Here is a 15,671-nt window from a genome sequence, read left to right as displayed (position 1 = left end):
CGGGCTTGCTTTGAATTATCGGTTGGACAGCTGGATAAAATACCACCCGCCTTCTGTTACAACAGGTTTGAAGGTTTTCACTTTCAGCTTCAGCTCTTTCGCAAGCTGGTGGATATTCTCCTCAGTCGGGGTTGGATAAAGATTTTCAAAGGCAGAAAAGAAGCTGTTAAACACACTTGAAAATTCCTCGCCTTTTTTTGAATGAAGAATGGGTGTGATAATCGTAATGGATCCTTTCCGGCTAAGCCAGCTTTTCAATCGGGACAGCAGCTGCTTGCGATCATCCGGCTGGATATAGTGCAGCAGGTTGTTGACCATAATTAAATCAGCCTGATGATCAGGTGAGTATTCATGAACATCTGCTGTCACAATATTAATGTTGGGAATATCTTTGCAATTGGTTCGGGCAGATTCTGCGACGTCTTCATTAATTTCAATTCCCGCCAGTTTTGCATGCGGGAACTTCTGGCTGATTCTGCTTAAATAGCCGCCTTCCCCGCAGCCAATATCGATGATCCTTTCCATTTTGTTTTTCTTAATGGTTTTCATAAGCCGCGGCAGGGCAAGCTGTTCCAGCAGTGATGAAGTTCTCGCAACGGTTGGTCCATGTTCTTCATGGTCAAAAGTATTTTTCGTATTGGAACGGAGCAGTTCAGGATAAGAGAGTAAAGTCGGGATATGCAATTCCATCATTTCCTTCAGGATGATTCCTGTGGATCGGGGGTTTTTCGGCGTGGACGGAAGGCTGAATTTAGATGTTGTCTTGATTTTATCCTTCCCCTTCTTTTTCAAATGGCGGATCGCCAGCCCCACCTCCACCCATCTTAAAAGCAGCTCCTCCTGTAGATTTCTGCTTGAGGCCACCTCTTTTACCGTTCTCCAGCTGCGGAACTGGGAAAAAAGGTCGAGCTCAAATCCAACATAGGCATGCCAGCTGTATAAAAAGGGCTGGTTCTTTTTCATCCAATTTCGTGCTTTTAGTAATCTCACATATTCATTTATCATGGCTGTTCAACCTTCTTCCAGGGATAGTCTTCTTTTTCTGTATAAAAATAATGGCTTTTATCCGAAGCTGATAATTCTGTTTTTCTTGCCGGCAGCATTCCTGCCTGAATCAATCGGTCCCAAAGGCTCTCCGGCCAATATCCAAGACCTGAAACATTCAGCATTTGCTTATATTGCAGGGTTTTATCTCTTTCGATCTGCTTCAGCCCTTTGCGGCGTATTCCTGTAATAACCCGGTTCGAATAGGAATAGGCTATGGCGGATAAATGGCTGAGGCTGATCATGTTTTCAGCGCGTGGCTTGCGGACTTTTTCATACCATTTAAGCCTGTCAGGAGAATTTCTTCCGCTCGCATACATCTCTGCAAGCAACTCCCCAAGCACATCGGCATCCTGAATCGCCATATTCATGCCTTCCCCTGCCATCGGGTGGACCGTATGGGCCGCATCGCCCAATATAGCAAGTCTTCCATCCACATATTTATCTGCATAAAAGGCTGTCGGAATCATTAACTGAATATCCTTCCAGTTTTTCAGCCTGGTCACATACCCTTCCAATTCCGGAAAAAGCTCTACATAATTTTTATGGAAATAGTGAATTCCTTTTTTGAGATGCTCCTTATACGTGCCCTCAGGAATTAAATAAACAGATCGCACTTTCGCATCCGGCAGCGGAAATAATCCAAGGAACCGCTCATCCTTAGAGATGATTTTCCCTTCCTCCAATGATTGAGGCCGGGGGAAGGTGACAGTTAGAAATTGATGGTTGTACTCAATCTTTTTAATTTTGCTGTTCATTTCTTTTCTGGTAATGGAATTTCTTCCTTCAGCACCTATAAAAAAGTCAGCCCTCACTGTCAGCTGCTCCTTTACATCCTTCCGCTCAACCAATAATTGGCCCTTGTCATACCCTTTTGCCAGGGACCCTGACAGATAATGAAAGTTCGAATATTGAAGCGCCTGATTCAGAAGGATTCCTTTCAGCCTTTCATGCTCGATCATAAGCGAGTAATCATAATTCCCAGGGAGGATGCTGTAATCCATGGCAAACTCTTTTTCCCCTTCCTCAAACGCAATCCGGGAAAATGAAAAGCCATTATCAAGGATTTCATCCAAAGCACCCAGCTGATTAAAGATTTTCAGGCTCTTTGGCTGCAGGAGTTCTCCCTTATAAACGGAAGAGGGGGCATCCAGCTTTTCCAGAACTGTGACATCCAGATTGGCTTGGGCCAGCTTCAGTCCAAGTGTCAAACCGCCAATCCCTCCGCCTATAATGGCAACCTCTGTATTCAAGGACATATTTCCACCACCTTTGCCTTTTATTTAACCTTCTTTTTAAAAAGCAAAACCAATGGATATGCTGATATTACAAAGTCTGGAAAAAATTATAAGAACAAACTTTTGAAAATAGGAGTATGATTGTGATAGACACCTATAATTTCAAAATCCTGTATAATAGAGAGAGTCAAATCAATTAACGTTCCTTTTAGGGCGATATATAGCAATACCGCAGTCTAACGGGCAGTAAGATCCCCACTAGAAACTGCAGTAAAATTCAAAGGTGAATTAATGGTGCCAAACTGCCCGTAAGGCCCGATTAGTTCAACTAACCAATCAGCGGAAAACACCCCCTCTGATCGGAGTTTCACTTTAATTTTGGAGGCAATAAAATGAGAGAAATAGCAGTCGAACAATATATCCAGATGGACAACGCAGTTCCGGTCGATGTCAGGTCTCCAATTGAATTCGAGGAGTGCAGCATTCCCGGTGCTGTCAATGTGCCTCTTTTCACTAATGAAGAGCGTGCGGAAATCGGAACATTATATAAGAAAGAAGGTTCTGATGCGGCTAAGTGGAGAGCGATGGAAATCGTTTCACCTAAAATTCCGTCCATGATGCAGAAAATCAGAGACCTGAAAAATGATGGCTTCCAGCCTGTCATTTACTGCTGGCGCGGCGGCATGCGCAGCAAAGCCGTTACTACATTTATCACATATGCCGGTGTTTCAATCCCCCGTTTAATTGGAGGGTATCGAGCGTACCGTCAATATATACTTGAAAACACTGCAAGCCTGATTCCTGAAAAAGCAGTTGTGATCCACGGGATGACCGGCGTCGGGAAAACAGATGTGCTGAAGGTGTTAAGTCAAAAAGGATATCCTGTTCTTGATCTGGAAGAAATGGCAGGACACCGCGGATCGATCTTCGGCTCCTTTGGCATGGGGGAAGGCAGCACACAGAAAACATTTGATGCTCTTTTGTATCAAGCCCTTTCTGAGGTTAAAGGCTCCCCTTATATTATTATGGAAGCTGAAAGCAAGCGGATTGGCAAGGTGGTTCAGCCGGACGAGCTGCTCGATACTAAAAAAAACGCAATCCACATTGATATGTTTGCAAGCATCGAATCCCGTGTCCAGCGTATTCTGAGGGACTATGTGGAACCATATCAAAAAGAAGGATGGTTCAAGCCGAAAGTGGATGAAAGCCTTGTGTTTATTAAAAAACGGCTGAAGGATACCGAAATCCGCGAGCAGCTGGATGAATCAGTTCAAACGGAGAACTACGAGCTATTTATTAAGCTTTTATTAGAACACTATTACGACCCGCGCTATGCTTTTAAACAGCATGATTATGAAGGCGAATTCCACCATGTGAATGCAGATGATGTGGAAGCAGCTGCACAGCAGGTTATTCAAATAATTGAGAAGCAAAATGCTCCCGTCTTATGACGAGGAGCATTACTTTTTGAGAGCGACAAAAGATATATTTTTTAAAAACTGTGATAACTAGCTATTTAAATCGGTTGACACTGTGGTATGATGATAATAATATTGAACAAAACGTTCTTAATATGGAACTCATTATGATATAATCCTATTACATACAAAATAAGGTGTGTGGTATACGATGATCGGTGATCGTGTAAAAAAACTTCGCCAGGAAAAGAAAATGTCCTTATCCGAGCTTGCAGACCAGGCCGGTGTGGCAAAATCATACTTAAGCTCACTTGAACGAAATTTGCAGACCAATCCATCGATTCAATTCCTTGAAAAAATCGCAGGTGTCCTGAATGTTCCCGTGGACCATTTGATCCATGAGCAGATCAACAAGGAAGATCTGGATTCCGAATGGATGAAAATTGTGAAAGAAGCCATGGAGTCTGGTGTTTCCAAGGAGCAATTTAGGGAGTTTTTGGATTTTAATAAGTGGAAAAGCGGACAAAAATCATAATAGCCATGAGCCTGAATACACAGGCTTATTTTTTTGGCAAAAATAAAAAGCATTTCCATTTAGAGATGCCTCTAACAGAAATACTTAGCAATATCGGATATTTAAGCTTCGATCAGAACCTCTTTGGCTCTGTTATTATGTAAAAACTCTCTAACTTCTTCCTTTTGCAGGCCTAAGTTTCTTGCTTCCATAATTAACTGCAGCCACTCTAAATCAATCTCTTCGACCTTAATATTTTGCTCTGTCAACATTCTTCCCCCCAGGATACGTATCGTATTCCAGGCAATCCAGCCATCGTAGTATTTTTCAATACCTTAGACCCGCGACTTTGCGTCCCCATCTTTCAATGAGTTTGCCTTTTTCTGCGCCTATCGGCTCAAAGAAATATTTTCCATAGATGTATTCTACTATGGGCGTATTGCTAATGGTGTCTTTTTTTGTAAATATAATTAATTATTTTAATATTAAATTAATTTATTTTTCGACAAAAGTCTCTCAAATCCCTCACTTATTTAAGTGTTCTCTGTTTAGAATAGTAAGAATGGCCGATTCTTTTCCTATAATTCTTATTAATTTCCTGCAGAGAATAGGTGTGCGAAATTTTCTTTTTCTTATAGATAATATGGGCCGGTTCCCGTGTCATCGCATCCAGAAAAGTTTCATTCGTCAAATCAGTTCCGCAAACCGGGCAAAGCCACTCTCCGGTTTCAGTGCTGCTGAAAGATGGGTTATGGCATTTAGTGCAGTTTTTTTGATACATGAGACACCGCCTGAACTATTTTATATTGATATATATTTCCTAATTAGATTTTAATGAATGCTGTTAAACAATTAATGAGAAAATCCAAACAGAGTGCAGCAGGCATACGATTGAATACATAATTGAAGCTCCGGCTGCTAATAGTTTGACTTTAGATTCTGCGGAGATAAATATTGATAAAATGATAAGTACAAAAGAAAGAATTATTTTAAGAGAAAGAAATAAAAAAGGATGCAGGTCATAAAGATTACCCATTAGCGGATTGCTTTCTTCTATAACATTAAAGTGGAGTCCTAGGGCAGTAAGAAATCCGTCCAGCAGATTTAAGATGGCAAGATAATAAAGCAGCTTTTTCATGTGATCACCACTTTTACTTTCCTATATAAAAAGATTTTATTAATAGATATATTAGTAATCTTTGTATCAATAAGGGCTTGAAGAAAATTTATTGCCCCAAGCCCTCTAACTATCTTTTCATCATTAAGATTAATTCAGATAGCTCATTTCCTTGCTATCCAAAATTTTCTATAAAGAAGCACAATAGCCCCAAGACATAAAAGCATAATGCCCGCAAATAAATTATTATAATTATTGGTTGCTGTAGCAGGTAACACATGTCCTTCTGACGGACCTGCTGCCAGCTCCTCTTCGCTAATTGGTCTTTGTGGTTTTATTTCTTTGTTATCATTTGGGGATTCATCATTCTCATCATAATCTTTACCTGGTTCTGAATCTTGTTCTGGGTCTGGGTCTGGGTCTGGGTCTGGATCTAGATCTGGATCTGGGTCTGGGTCTGGGTCTGGGTCTGGGTCTGGGTCTGGGTCTGGGTCTGGATCTGGGTCTGGATCTGGATCTGGGTCTGGATCTGGATCTGGGTCTGGGTCTGGATCTGGATCTGGATCTGGATCTGGGTCTGGGTCTGGGTCTGGATCTGGGTCTGGGCTTATCACTTTCTCTTTGGCATAAAAACTTAACTCAAAGTTACATGATTCACCTTGAAAATCATTACCTAAGTGTGAAGGGAAATTTATTAAGAACGTTAATTCTTCTTCATAAGCAGAACTTAGTGATCTCTCTCCAAAACCATTAAAATCAGCTAATTTCCCTTCAAATAGGTGCCGATTCCTTGAATCCTTTATCGTTAACTCCAACTCATCAAATAACTTTCTGCCCTCTTTGAAGATTGCTTTAATGTTATAAACAAAATCAAGCTTTCCTCTATTTTGGATAGTTAGCACTTCTTCAATAGACCTTCCGGGAGCCATATTGACAGTGTTAAATAATACTCTGCCTGGCTTAACCTCTATTTGGACTTCATCCTCCTGACCCATTGCTTTATTTTCAGAGAAAACAAGAACTATAGAAACCATTAAAAGGAGCTTAAAAATTAAATTAACAGTTTTTATTTTCACTCACTCCTATAACCCTAACCACATTGGGTCAAGAGACACTTTCTTCAGTGCTACTGCTTTCAGTTTGTTTTTTAGATTCCTCGGATTTCACAGGAATCACTTCCTGCTGCGGCTGTTCTTCTTGCTGCGGTTCTGTTTGTTCTCCTTGTGTTGTTACCTGCTTTTCCTCGGATTTAGAATCTGTTTCTGTTACAGGTTTTTCACTCGAGTTATCTATACTTTCATTGCTCTGCTTTTCCTTTGTACCTTGTTCCGACTCTTGTTGATTTTCGTTATTTTGAACACTTTCAACTTGAGTGTCATCCTTTTCGGATTCATTAGAATCTGTGAGTTCAGTATCAGTGGTGCCACCTGTAGTATCAGTGTGGCCGCATTGCTTACCTTCCCCGTTATTGTTAGGCTTTCCTTGACCGTTGTCTGATTGCGGAGGACAAGGCGGCTTTGGATTAAGCAGTTCTTTTTCTACATAAACATGAACAGGATGAACAAAGTAATTTTCATAGCCAATAATATTGAAAGACTTATCACCAAACTCACCGCATCCATCAGCAAGAATTTGAGTATGAGTAATAGTTTCTCCTGGCTGGAGAATATACTCACTATTGTCTATGGAAATAACTACTTTATAATCAAAAATATTCTTTACTGTTACCGTTTGTTTTGCTTTACATTTATCCTCATATTCAACAGGTCCCTTGGTGATTTGAACCAGCTCTTCTTTTGTAGCGTTTCGTATATTAAATTCATTTTTATACTGCGCATTAAAATATGCATAGGTGCCAAATGACATGATAAAAAGTGAAAATAAAAAAAGGGAACTAATAGAGATACCCAGCAAAGAGTATTTAGAAAGGTCAACCCTTTTGCTAATACGTATTCTTCTATACTTTTCCTTTCTGTTCACAGGAACTCTCCTTTAATCACAATTAAGTATATATTTATTGATTAACTATTCATTTAAAAATAGCCGGCGACAAAACCGGCTATTTTTAAATGAACTTTATATAAATTAATCGTTGTATTGTGCACCCGCATCAATTTGTTTACCATCAACTTCTAGGTTACCTTTTAATTTCTTTCCTTGATATTCATTTCCGGCACTTCCTAATAAATTTACGTCTAACACAACATCGATCTTATCTTTTGGCTGGAAATAGAATACTTCACCAAGGTTTTCCAAACCATCAGCATCTGGAAGCCATTGATTATTACCTAAAATACGATCCAACTGTTGAGCATCGATTCCTTCAAAAGTTAATGGTGCATATGTTGTGCCGTTTCTTGTAAATGTAAATTTAGCATCGATAGTGTAACCAGACTTATCAGGACTTCCAATGTTCTGATCATTTTCATCATACAAAGCTAAATCGAACTTAGTACGTAAGACTTGTTCTAATGAACCTGTATTCTCTATTGAAAAAGAGTCTGAGACCGAACGGCCAGGAGCTAGTGATTCAGCTTCTGCAAAAAGTACATCTGAATCAGTTGTTGTATCATTAATTTCCAGTGTGTGATTTGTAATTTGCCCAGACGCTTTATACTCTGCATTAAACCAAGAATATGTACCTGCTCCGGCACCAATTACAAGTGTTCCTGCTAATGCTGTACCTAATAAAGCCTTTTTCATTTTTTTCATGTGAAAATCTCTCCCTTATTTTTAATAATTTTTGTACGAATTTAAATTTAAAATATAAACTTTTTATATTTTAAGTTTTCATCCGCCATCACTCCTTCCCCGCTATTACCCTTGTATTTGTTCTTCTTTCTTTGTGTTTATTAATCCAAGTCTCTGGAAAATTTCAATAATGATCACAGCTAGAATCGGCATTACTATGAAGATAAAAAATCCGATTGGACCTGCCATAAACTGTGCCACATACCCCAGCTTAGGGATTATCTTTTCCTGAACTCCTACAATGTTCTCCCTGGAGGTCAATACTTCATCGACCTGTTCGTTGTTGTCTCCTTTTGTTTCAAAGAACATGGTTCCATTTTGCTCAAAGGTTCTAACTGCCCTGTGTGTTACTAATACTCCATCTGGGTGTTTGTATGTAATGACATCACCCTCTTTTGGTTCTGTCTCTACATCTATTAAAATGATGTCACCTGCGTTGAAGGCTGGCTGCATGGAGTTTGATAGAATGGTAAGCGGCTTATAGCCAAAGATGCTTGGTGCTTTATCAATGTTTCCTTTTGCTAAAAAGAAATACACCATTGCTAATGCAGCAAACAGGACCACAAGGATAATTACTATGGTTGATGAAATTTTTAATACTTTCTTCACAACTTCACTTCCTTGTTGATTTTCTCGTTCTTTTAAATTAATTATTTTGTTCTTTTTATCGAACCGATAAGTCGAGTATAGTCCATCCGTCTTATTTTGAAAAATTCCAAATTCAGCCGTTTTTTCGTTTTAAAGAACGTTTTTCGTTCTTTTTCTAAGAATACCTCAAGAATTCTCACTATTTTGTATTTTTTATTGAACGATTTGTTCGTTATAATGAAAACATCTTTATATCTTATGATAAGGGAGTATTATGCCTATGATAGGTGTCCGAATTAAAAGCTTAAGAATCAAAAAGGGATACTCAATTAATGAGCTTTCTGAAAAAGCGGAGGTATCCAAATCGTATTTGAGCTATATTGAGAGAGGTATACAGGAGAACCCTTCATTGCAGGTTTTATCGAGAATCGCCAGGACATTGGATGCTAATCTTGAGGATCTGCTGGAAGAGAACAAAGATGAAATTACGGACTTGTCTAAGCTGGATGAGGAGTGGGTTACTCTTGTAAAAGAAGCTATCAGGCAGGGAATCACAAAAGAGGATTTCTCCTATTATCTGGAGTTCATTAAATTTAAGAAGATGAATGGAGGGAACGTTTAATTGAAGGTTAGAGGCCGGTTGCTAATGATAGCTGCCTCCTTCCTTATCTTAATCGGAGGCGGTTTGGTCCTGTTCTCTCTGCAGGAAATGTATGCCCAGGAGAAGAAGACCAAGGCTTCTTTAGCCCAGGCACAAGAAAGAGTTCAAAATGAAGAGAACAAAGATAAAAAAAGTGTTCTCCAAACAGAACAGCCTAAAGATATTTCCTTCGAGCAAGGTGAAGCCATTGGCATCTTAAAGATCCCCCGCCTGAAAGCTGAACTTCCCATTATAGAAGGAACAGATGAGGATGAGCTGGAAAAAGGGGTTGGCCATTACTCCACAACTGTTTTTCCAGGGCAGCCCGATCAGATTTTATTATCAGGGCATCGGGATACGGTGTTTCGCAGCCTAGGCGAACTTGAAATCGGTGATACTTTTGAAGTCAGCATGCCATATGGTAAGTTTACATATGAAATTACCGATTCGAAGATTGTTGATGCAGACGATACCACTGTGATCCGCTCCACCGCTCCTAACGAAATTCTCACTGTTTCCACCTGCTACCCCTTCTCTTATGTGGGAGATGCACCCTCCCGGTATATCCTGAATGCAAAAAGAATACAAAATTAAGAGGCTCTTTCCCCAGGAAAGTGCCCTTTTTACTTCATATAGCCAAACACCCGTCCCCCATCCAAGAACCTGTACATATCATCTAATATATGGGTTTCCAGAAGGGACGTTAACCAAATGATTAATTTCTTAAGATTATTATTCTATCTAGCAATCATCATCACAGCTATCATTCTATCAGTATAAAAAGCCAGACTTCCCAAGCCTGGCCTTTCCCTTTACTTATGCAAACTTACAGCAATCCTAGAACCCACTTCCGCATTATGCTTCACCAATGCAATGTTCGCTGTCAAGCTTCTGCCTTCTGTCAATTCCTTCACTTTCCCCAGAAGGAACGGTGTCACTTTTTTCCCTGAGATATTGTTTGCATTCGCTTCTTTTAAAGCTGTTTCAATAACACCAGTAATAAACGCCTCTTCCATTGCATCTTTTTCAGGAATTGGGTTGGCAATGACAACGCCGCCTTTTAGGCCCAGTTCCCATTTTGTGCGGATCATTTCGGCTGCTTCCTCCGCAGTATCTACTCTGTAGTTTACATTAAAAGGACTTGTGCGTGTATAGAAGGCAGGCAATACATCTGTTTCAAATCCTACAACCGGAACGCCATGGGTTTCTAAGTATTCAAGCGTCAAACCGATATCCAGGATGGATTTCGCACCTGCACAGATAACAGCAACATTGGTCATTGCAAGCTCCTGAAGGTCAGCTGAGATGTCCATGGTGGTTTCCGCTTCGCGGTGAACTCCGCCTATTCCGCCTGTGACAAAGACTTCAATGCCGGCAAGCTCTGCACAGATCATGGTGGCTGCTACCGTTGTGGCACCATTTTTTTTCTTCGCAACTAAATATGGAAGGTCGCGGCGGCTTGCTTTTTCAACGTCCCTGCTTTGTGCCAGGAACTCCAGCTCCTCATCTGACAGACCAATTTTAATTTTCCCGTTTAAAATGGCAATGGTTGCAGGAACCGCACCGTTTTTGCGGATAATGTCCTCCACCTCTTTTGCTGTCTGGACGTTTTGCGGGTATGGCATTCCATGTGAAATGATGGTGGATTCAAGGGCCACAACCGGTTTATTTGCTTTCTTCGCTTCTAACACTTCTTCTGAGTACTCAAGCCATTTTTCTAACATGATGTCACTTCTCCTTAGTCGAAATATTGATTGAATGTTTCTTGGAGGCGTTTGTTGTTCAGGTTGGGATTAACGGTTTCAATGGACTGCAGGGCAAGCATCGAGCAGGACATGCCAATTTTGCAGGCATCCTCTGTGCTCAGCCCCTTTAAATGGGCGAAAATAATACCCGATACAAGCGAGTCACCTGCACCTGTCACATCAGCGATTTTCACTTTTGGCGGCAGCTGCACACCTGCTTCACCTGTTTTTGTGAAGTAGATCAGCCCTTTATCTCCTCGGCTAATCACCACTTTTTCGACTCCTTTATTGATCATTTCCTGTGCTGCTTTAAAGAAGTCTCCCTCCTTGATGATTTCCATCCCTGTCAGGGCTTCTGCCTCATTTTTGTTGGCAATCAGCCAGGTAACCCCCTGCAGATTTTCCGGCAGATTCTTTATTTTTGGTGCTGAAACAGGTGTGATACATAGCGGAATACTCTCTTCGTAACACCTTGTAATGATTTGCTTTAAAACTTCTGGTGGAAAGTTGGTATCCAAAATGACCATCTCAGCTGATGCCATGTACCCCCACTTTTTTTCGACAAACTCTCTGGTAACGCTTTCATAAATGGACATGTCAGCTAACGCCACAGCCATTTCCCCTTCCAGATCAAGCACGGCTGTATAGGTTCCAGTGACGGCCCCTCCCAGGGATTGTGAAGGTGTCACGTCAGCAAAGGCTTTCGTATATTCCAGAAGCCATTCGCCTTCCGGGTCGCCTCCCACTACGGTCATCAGACCTACATTACAGCCCAGTCTGCCAAGGTTTTCGGCAATGTTCCGTGCCACACCTCCGCAGGATTGGGAGCTCTCGGCGGGATTCGATGTTCCGTATTGGAGCTGTCCGGTTGTCTGTATTTTTCTGTCCACATTGGCCCCTCCCACACAAAGCACTTCTTTCTTTTGCGGCAGGACATAAGCCCTGCCAAGAATTTTCCCCTGCTTGGTCAGTGAGGAGATATAGCCGGCTACAGCGGACCTTGAGAGCCCTGTTTTGTCAGCCAGCTCGTTTTGGGCAATAAATGGATCCTCTTTAATCAGCTGCAAAATGAATAGTTCTTTATCGTTCACAATGGATCAGCCCTGTCTTTTTTTGACTTTTGTCTAGATTATAAACTTTTGTCTATTTGTCGCACAAGTGTTATTTTTCCGAAAATTGTTTTAGCTATAAAAAAAGTCCCCCGCCATTAGCGGGAGAACTATTTTTACGCTGCCTTATCGTCTTTTTTAATATCTTTTAAATAATACTTTTCTGAAGTAAAGAACTCGTTTTTCAGCTGTTTAACCTCTTTGCTTAGAAGGAGGACAGCCACGATGTTCGGTATCAAGATCATAGCAAGAGCCAGATCAAGGAACTGCCAGATCGTTTTCGCCGCCCCCACTGAACCAAGAACAATGGCAGCAATGTAAACGACTTTGATGGCTTTTCCGGCAAAAGAGCCAAATAGAAACTCGGCCATTTTAGAACCATAAAAGACGACTACGATGATTGTGGAAACTACAAAGAATACGAGTGATACAGCAACAAGAATACCTCCGAAGGAACCAAAATACTCTGTAAATGCCGCTGCTGTCAGGGCTGAAGGATCCTTCATGGCCCCTTCCCTTGTCCACACACCTGATGAAAGCACTACAAATGCAGTGGCGGTACACACAATCAGCGTATCCACAACGATACCGACAATCGCCCAGAAGCCCTGGCGCACCGGGTGGTCAGTTGTGGCAGCAGCATGAGCTATCGGTGCCGTTCCAAGTCCTGCCTCATTGGAATATAATCCTCTTGCAAATCCCCAGCGAATGATTTCGCCAATTGCCGCACCGGCAAATCCGCCTATAGCAGACATCGGCTGAAACGCATAAGTGAAGATTAATTCCAACACTTCAGGAAGCTTGCCCAGATTCATAAATAAGACTACTAACGCTGCACCTACATAAATGAGTGCCATAAATGGAACAAAGATTTCGGTTACCTTTCCAATTCTCTGGATCCCGCCAAAAACAACTAAGGAAACCAGTGCCGCTACAGCGATGCCTGTATAAAGTCCATCAATCTTAAAGGTTTCGGTGACTGCAGATGCCACGGCATTACCCTGAACCATGATGCTTGGGATTAATTCGATCATGAGCGCAAAGGCAAATATCACACCAAGCCACTTCATGTTCAGACCTTTTGTCATGTAATACATAGGGCCCCCCACATATTCTCCATCTTCATTTTTCTCTCTGTACTTAATAGCCAATACACTTTCCGAGAACTTAATGGACATTCCTATTAGCGCAATGACCCACATCCAAAAGACTGCTCCAGGACCGCCAAACATGATGGCTGCCGGCACACCTACAATGTTTGCCGCTCCAATGGTGGAGGCCAGTGCAGATGTGAGTGCCTGCAGCGGTGTAACGGTTCCTTTTCCCTTCGGCTTTTTAAAAACACTTCCGAATGTCTGTTTAAAAATATATACCGGATAGCGGAACTGGAAGAAACCCAGCAAAAAGGTTAAATACAGCCCTGTTCCGGCTAATAATAGGATGATGGGATATCCCCACAGCCATCCTGAAATATCTCCTACGACTTCTAATAACTTATCCAAAAAAATTTCCCCCTTATAGTTATGCACAGTTGCCCTTGTTATTCCATTCCCTTTTATTTGCCAGTTAAACACTTAGTTAGCAAAAGAATATGCGAGGTAGACAAATTCTTAAATCTCATGTATAGTTAGCTAGGTAACTATTTTAAGCAGGTGAAAACAATGCACCCTAATCAAAGTGAATTTTTTCATTCCATCAACCAATTTACACGCCATTTTTCCAAAGTACTTAATGAAAGTCTGGTGCCGCTTGGGTTATATGCGGCTCAATGGACGATTATTTACCGTCTGAAAACCGGAGGCCCGAGCACCCAAAAAGAGATTTCTTCTTATTTGGGAGTTGAAGCTCCGACCATGACCAGGACATTGGCCCGTCTTGAGAAATCAGGCTGGATCACCAGAACAGCCGGCAAGGACAAACGCGAAAAACTGATTTCACTGACTGATGCAGCGATTCTGGAATATGACAATTGGCTTGCTGCAGTAAGATCAAGCGAAAGCAATGTCCTGCAGAATATTACGGAAGAAGAAATCAGCACAATGATCAGACTTATGGCAAAAATGAGAGAAAATATGGTACCAGGCACCTAGACCAGTTCACGAAATTGGTATAGGTACCTGGTACCTTCATTGTTAGGAGGACAACATGAAGAAACAGCCATTATGGACGAAGGACTTTTTGAGTATTTCTGTTACAAGTTTTTTCTTGTTTATGGGGTTTTATGTGTTGCTCACAACGCTTCCCCTTTATATTTTGGATGATTTAAAAGGGGACGAAACACAGGTTGGCCTGATAATTTCGGTCTTTTTGATTGCTGCTGTAATCAGCAGGCCGTTTACAGGGAAATGGATTGACGAGGTTGGACGGCGGAAGATTCTGCTTGCTTCCCTGATTGTATTTGCTGTCTCATCGCTTCTTTATTTTTGGGCTGATACTATGCCTGCTCTTTTAGCTCTAAGATTTCTGCACGGTGTTGGATTTGGCATGGCCACCACAGCGACTGGAGCGATTGTTGCTGAAATTGTTCCGGATGAACGGAGAGGCGAAGGGCTTGGCTATTATGCCATGTTCATGAATCTGGCTATGGTCATCGGCCCGTTTGCCGGTTTGACGATTGTCCAATACGCAAGCTTCACATGGATTTTTGCGTTATGCACCGTTTTATCATTTATTGCGATAGTGCTTGGTGCATTTGTTAAAATACCGCAAACAGCAGAAAGCTCTGTGAAGCATCCGAGTTTTACACTTTCAAGCTTATTCGAAAAAAATGCCGTTCCTGTTGCGATTTCAGCTGGTATCCTAGCTTTCGCGTACTCAGGGATTCTATCCTTTATTTCCGTTTATGCAAAAGAGCTTGATTTGCTTGAAGCGGCGAGCTTCTTCTTCGTGGTATATGCAGCGTTCATCATTATGTCCCGCCCATTTACAGGCCGCTGGTTTGATACGTACGGAGAAAATAAAGTGATCTATCCAGCCATTATTCTGTTTGCGGCAGGATTGTTTTTGCTCAGCCAGGCCAACAGCACCTTTGTATTTCTGCTGTCAGGTGCGATCATCGGATTGGGATATGGCACGATTGTTCCGAGTCTTCAAACTGTTGCCATCAAGCAGGCCGATCCAGCCAAACGGGGTCTTGCTACCTCGACCTTTTTCACCCTCTTTGATACAGGGATCGGTTTAGGATCCTATGTTCTCGGAATCCTTGCGGTAAAAACAGGCTTCGCTTCGCTGTATTTTATGCTTGCCGGAGTCGCACTGTTTGGCCTGCTCGTATACTACCTGCTTCATGGCAAAAAGACAGAACCAAAAACCATTCATTCAGAAGCAGATCTTCCATTATAAAGTGAAACTTCAATCAGTGGGGGTTTTCCTTATCCCCCACTGATTGTTAGTCGCGTTCTATTGTTGCTAAGATCCCCGCTAGCGCTTCGATCAATCGACACTACGAACCCGATTGGTTCAACTAAGCCTCTGCCTGCGCGTCGGCAAGTTTCACTGTATCTCACC

At 41.7% G+C, this 15,671-nt stretch carries 18 protein-coding genes and 1 riboswitch; of the genes, 6 read left to right on the top strand and 12 right to left on the bottom strand.

What is annotated here, in order from left to right:
* Positions 1-15: 15 nt before the first annotated feature.
* Positions 16-1,005, bottom strand: coding sequence for a class I SAM-dependent methyltransferase (locus BK139_RS14755; protein ID WP_076260170.1), 990 nt, complete (start codon positions 1,003-1,005; stop codon positions 16-18).
* Positions 1,002-2,303 (bottom strand): FAD-dependent oxidoreductase, encoded by a 1,302-nt coding sequence (locus tag BK139_RS14750; RefSeq protein WP_076260168.1) that lies wholly within the window; start codon positions 2,301-2,303, stop codon positions 1,002-1,004. The genes BK139_RS14755 and BK139_RS14750 overlap by 4 nt, the downstream gene beginning before the upstream one ends.
* 371 nt (positions 2,304-2,674) lie before the next feature.
* Here BK139_RS14750 and mnmH point away from each other — a divergent pair, with 371 nt between their 5' ends.
* On the top strand, positions 2,675-3,733 hold the full coding sequence (gene mnmH, locus BK139_RS14745) for a tRNA 2-selenouridine(34) synthase MnmH (RefSeq protein WP_076260165.1): 1,059 nt from the start codon (positions 2,675-2,677) through the stop codon (positions 3,731-3,733).
* A 178-nt stretch (positions 3,734-3,911) separates the two neighbouring features.
* On the top strand, positions 3,912-4,235 hold the full coding sequence (locus tag BK139_RS14740; RefSeq protein ID WP_035326424.1) for a helix-turn-helix domain-containing protein: 324 nt from the start codon (positions 3,912-3,914) through the stop codon (positions 4,233-4,235).
* Between the two features lie 101 nt (positions 4,236-4,336).
* Here the strand turns inward: BK139_RS14740 and BK139_RS14735 are convergent, their stop codons facing one another.
* The 7 genes from BK139_RS14735 to BK139_RS14705 all read right to left on the bottom strand — a co-directional run bounded on the left by BK139_RS14735 (position 4,337) and on the right by BK139_RS14705 (position 8,691).
* Positions 4,337-4,486 carry an anti-repressor SinI family protein gene (locus tag BK139_RS14735; RefSeq protein ID WP_076260163.1) on the bottom strand — a complete coding sequence of 50 codons (150 nt, stop codon included), beginning with the start codon at positions 4,484-4,486 and terminating at the stop codon, positions 4,337-4,339.
* A gap of 27 nt (positions 4,487-4,513) precedes the next feature.
* Positions 4,514-4,602, bottom strand: a riboswitch (cyclic di-GMP riboswitch).
* Positions 4,603-4,743: 141 nt separating this feature from the next.
* Complete coding sequence (locus BK139_RS14730; RefSeq protein ID WP_076260160.1) at positions 4,744-4,995, bottom strand: hypothetical protein; 252 nt, start codon at positions 4,993-4,995, stop codon at positions 4,744-4,746.
* Positions 4,996-5,058: 63 nt separating this feature from the next.
* The gene (locus BK139_RS14725; protein ID WP_076260157.1) at positions 5,059-5,352 is read right to left on the bottom strand and encodes a DUF5658 family protein; all 294 of its coding nucleotides are present in this window, start codon (positions 5,350-5,352) and stop codon (positions 5,059-5,061) included.
* Positions 5,353-5,495: 143 nt separating this feature from the next.
* The gene (locus BK139_RS23735) at positions 5,496-6,407 is read right to left on the bottom strand and encodes an LPXTG cell wall anchor domain-containing protein (protein ID WP_139325638.1); all 912 of its coding nucleotides are present in this window, start codon (positions 6,405-6,407) and stop codon (positions 5,496-5,498) included.
* A 28-nt stretch (positions 6,408-6,435) separates the two neighbouring features.
* Positions 6,436-7,311 carry a hypothetical protein gene (locus BK139_RS14715; protein ID WP_076260152.1) on the bottom strand — a complete coding sequence of 292 codons (876 nt, stop codon included), beginning with the start codon at positions 7,309-7,311 and terminating at the stop codon, positions 6,436-6,438.
* Positions 7,312-7,416: 105 nt separating this feature from the next.
* Positions 7,417-8,043 (bottom strand): TasA family protein, encoded by a 627-nt coding sequence (locus BK139_RS14710; protein ID WP_076260150.1) that lies wholly within the window; start codon positions 8,041-8,043, stop codon positions 7,417-7,419.
* A 105-nt stretch (positions 8,044-8,148) separates the two neighbouring features.
* Positions 8,149-8,691, bottom strand: a complete 543-nt coding sequence (locus BK139_RS14705; RefSeq protein ID WP_076260148.1) for a signal peptidase I — start codon at positions 8,689-8,691, stop codon at positions 8,149-8,151.
* A gap of 259 nt (positions 8,692-8,950) precedes the next feature.
* On the opposite strand from BK139_RS14705, the gene BK139_RS14700 reads away from it, so the two are divergent.
* Both BK139_RS14700 and BK139_RS14695 read left to right on the top strand, forming a co-directional pair.
* Positions 8,951-9,292: a helix-turn-helix domain-containing protein gene (locus BK139_RS14700; RefSeq protein ID WP_076260146.1), complete on the top strand. Its 342-nt coding sequence runs from the start codon at positions 8,951-8,953 to the stop codon at positions 9,290-9,292.
* Positions 9,293-9,904: a class D sortase gene (locus tag BK139_RS14695; protein WP_083675385.1), complete on the top strand. Its 612-nt coding sequence runs from the start codon at positions 9,293-9,295 to the stop codon at positions 9,902-9,904.
* A 218-nt stretch (positions 9,905-10,122) separates the two neighbouring features.
* Here BK139_RS14695 and BK139_RS14690 read toward each other — a convergent pair whose 3' ends face one another.
* The 3 genes from BK139_RS14690 to BK139_RS14680 all read right to left on the bottom strand — a co-directional run bounded on the left by BK139_RS14690 (position 10,123) and on the right by BK139_RS14680 (position 13,666).
* Complete coding sequence (locus BK139_RS14690; RefSeq protein ID WP_076260144.1) at positions 10,123-11,034, bottom strand: pseudouridine-5'-phosphate glycosidase; 912 nt, start codon at positions 11,032-11,034, stop codon at positions 10,123-10,125.
* A 14-nt stretch (positions 11,035-11,048) separates the two neighbouring features.
* Positions 11,049-12,146, bottom strand: a complete 1,098-nt coding sequence (locus BK139_RS14685) for a carbohydrate kinase (RefSeq protein WP_076260141.1) — start codon at positions 12,144-12,146, stop codon at positions 11,049-11,051.
* A 134-nt stretch (positions 12,147-12,280) separates the two neighbouring features.
* The gene (locus tag BK139_RS14680) at positions 12,281-13,666 is read right to left on the bottom strand and encodes an alanine/glycine:cation symporter family protein (RefSeq protein WP_076260138.1); all 1,386 of its coding nucleotides are present in this window, start codon (positions 13,664-13,666) and stop codon (positions 12,281-12,283) included.
* Between the two features lie 159 nt (positions 13,667-13,825).
* Between BK139_RS14680 and BK139_RS14675 the strand changes: the two genes are divergently transcribed.
* Positions 13,826-14,254, top strand: coding sequence for a MarR family winged helix-turn-helix transcriptional regulator (locus BK139_RS14675; protein ID WP_076260136.1), 429 nt, complete (start codon positions 13,826-13,828; stop codon positions 14,252-14,254).
* Between the two features lie 55 nt (positions 14,255-14,309).
* Positions 14,310-15,506, top strand: a complete 1,197-nt coding sequence (locus BK139_RS14670; RefSeq protein WP_076260134.1) for an MFS transporter — start codon at positions 14,310-14,312, stop codon at positions 15,504-15,506.
* Positions 15,507-15,671 lie beyond the last annotated feature (165 nt).

Origin of the sequence: Paenibacillus sp. FSL R5-0490 (assembly GCF_001956215.1) — a bacterium.
In the GTDB taxonomy this organism is placed as follows: Bacteria; Bacillota; Bacilli; order Bacillales; family Cytobacillaceae; genus Cytobacillus.
Note: the sequence above shows the minus strand (reverse complement) of the source record. Positions and strands in the feature narration are given on the sequence as shown.

Coding starts and splice junctions, on each gene's coding strand:
- BK139_RS14755 (WP_076260170.1), bottom strand. CDS start 1,005: ATGATAAATGAATATGTGAGATTACTAAAAGCACGAAATTGGATGAAA.
- BK139_RS14710 (WP_076260150.1), bottom strand. CDS start 8,043: ATGAAAAAAATGAAAAAGGCTTTATTAGGTACAGCATTAGCAGGAACA.
- BK139_RS14700 (WP_076260146.1), top strand. CDS start 8,951: ATGATAGGTGTCCGAATTAAAAGCTTAAGAATCAAAAAGGGATACTCA.
- BK139_RS14670 (WP_076260134.1), top strand. CDS start 14,310: ATGAAGAAACAGCCATTATGGACGAAGGACTTTTTGAGTATTTCTGTT.
- BK139_RS14735 (WP_076260163.1), bottom strand. CDS start 4,486: ATGTTGACAGAGCAAAATATTAAGGTCGAAGAGATTGATTTAGAGTGG.
- mnmH (WP_076260165.1), top strand. CDS start 2,675: ATGAGAGAAATAGCAGTCGAACAATATATCCAGATGGACAACGCAGTT.
- BK139_RS14730 (WP_076260160.1), bottom strand. CDS start 4,995: ATGTATCAAAAAAACTGCACTAAATGCCATAACCCATCTTTCAGCAGC.
- BK139_RS14740 (WP_035326424.1), top strand. CDS start 3,912: ATGATCGGTGATCGTGTAAAAAAACTTCGCCAGGAAAAGAAAATGTCC.
- BK139_RS14725 (WP_076260157.1), bottom strand. CDS start 5,352: ATGAAAAAGCTGCTTTATTATCTTGCCATCTTAAATCTGCTGGACGGA.
- BK139_RS14690 (WP_076260144.1), bottom strand. CDS start 11,034: ATGTTAGAAAAATGGCTTGAGTACTCAGAAGAAGTGTTAGAAGCGAAG.
- BK139_RS14750 (WP_076260168.1), bottom strand. CDS start 2,303: ATGTCCTTGAATACAGAGGTTGCCATTATAGGCGGAGGGATTGGCGGT.
- BK139_RS14675 (WP_076260136.1), top strand. CDS start 13,826: ATGCACCCTAATCAAAGTGAATTTTTTCATTCCATCAACCAATTTACA.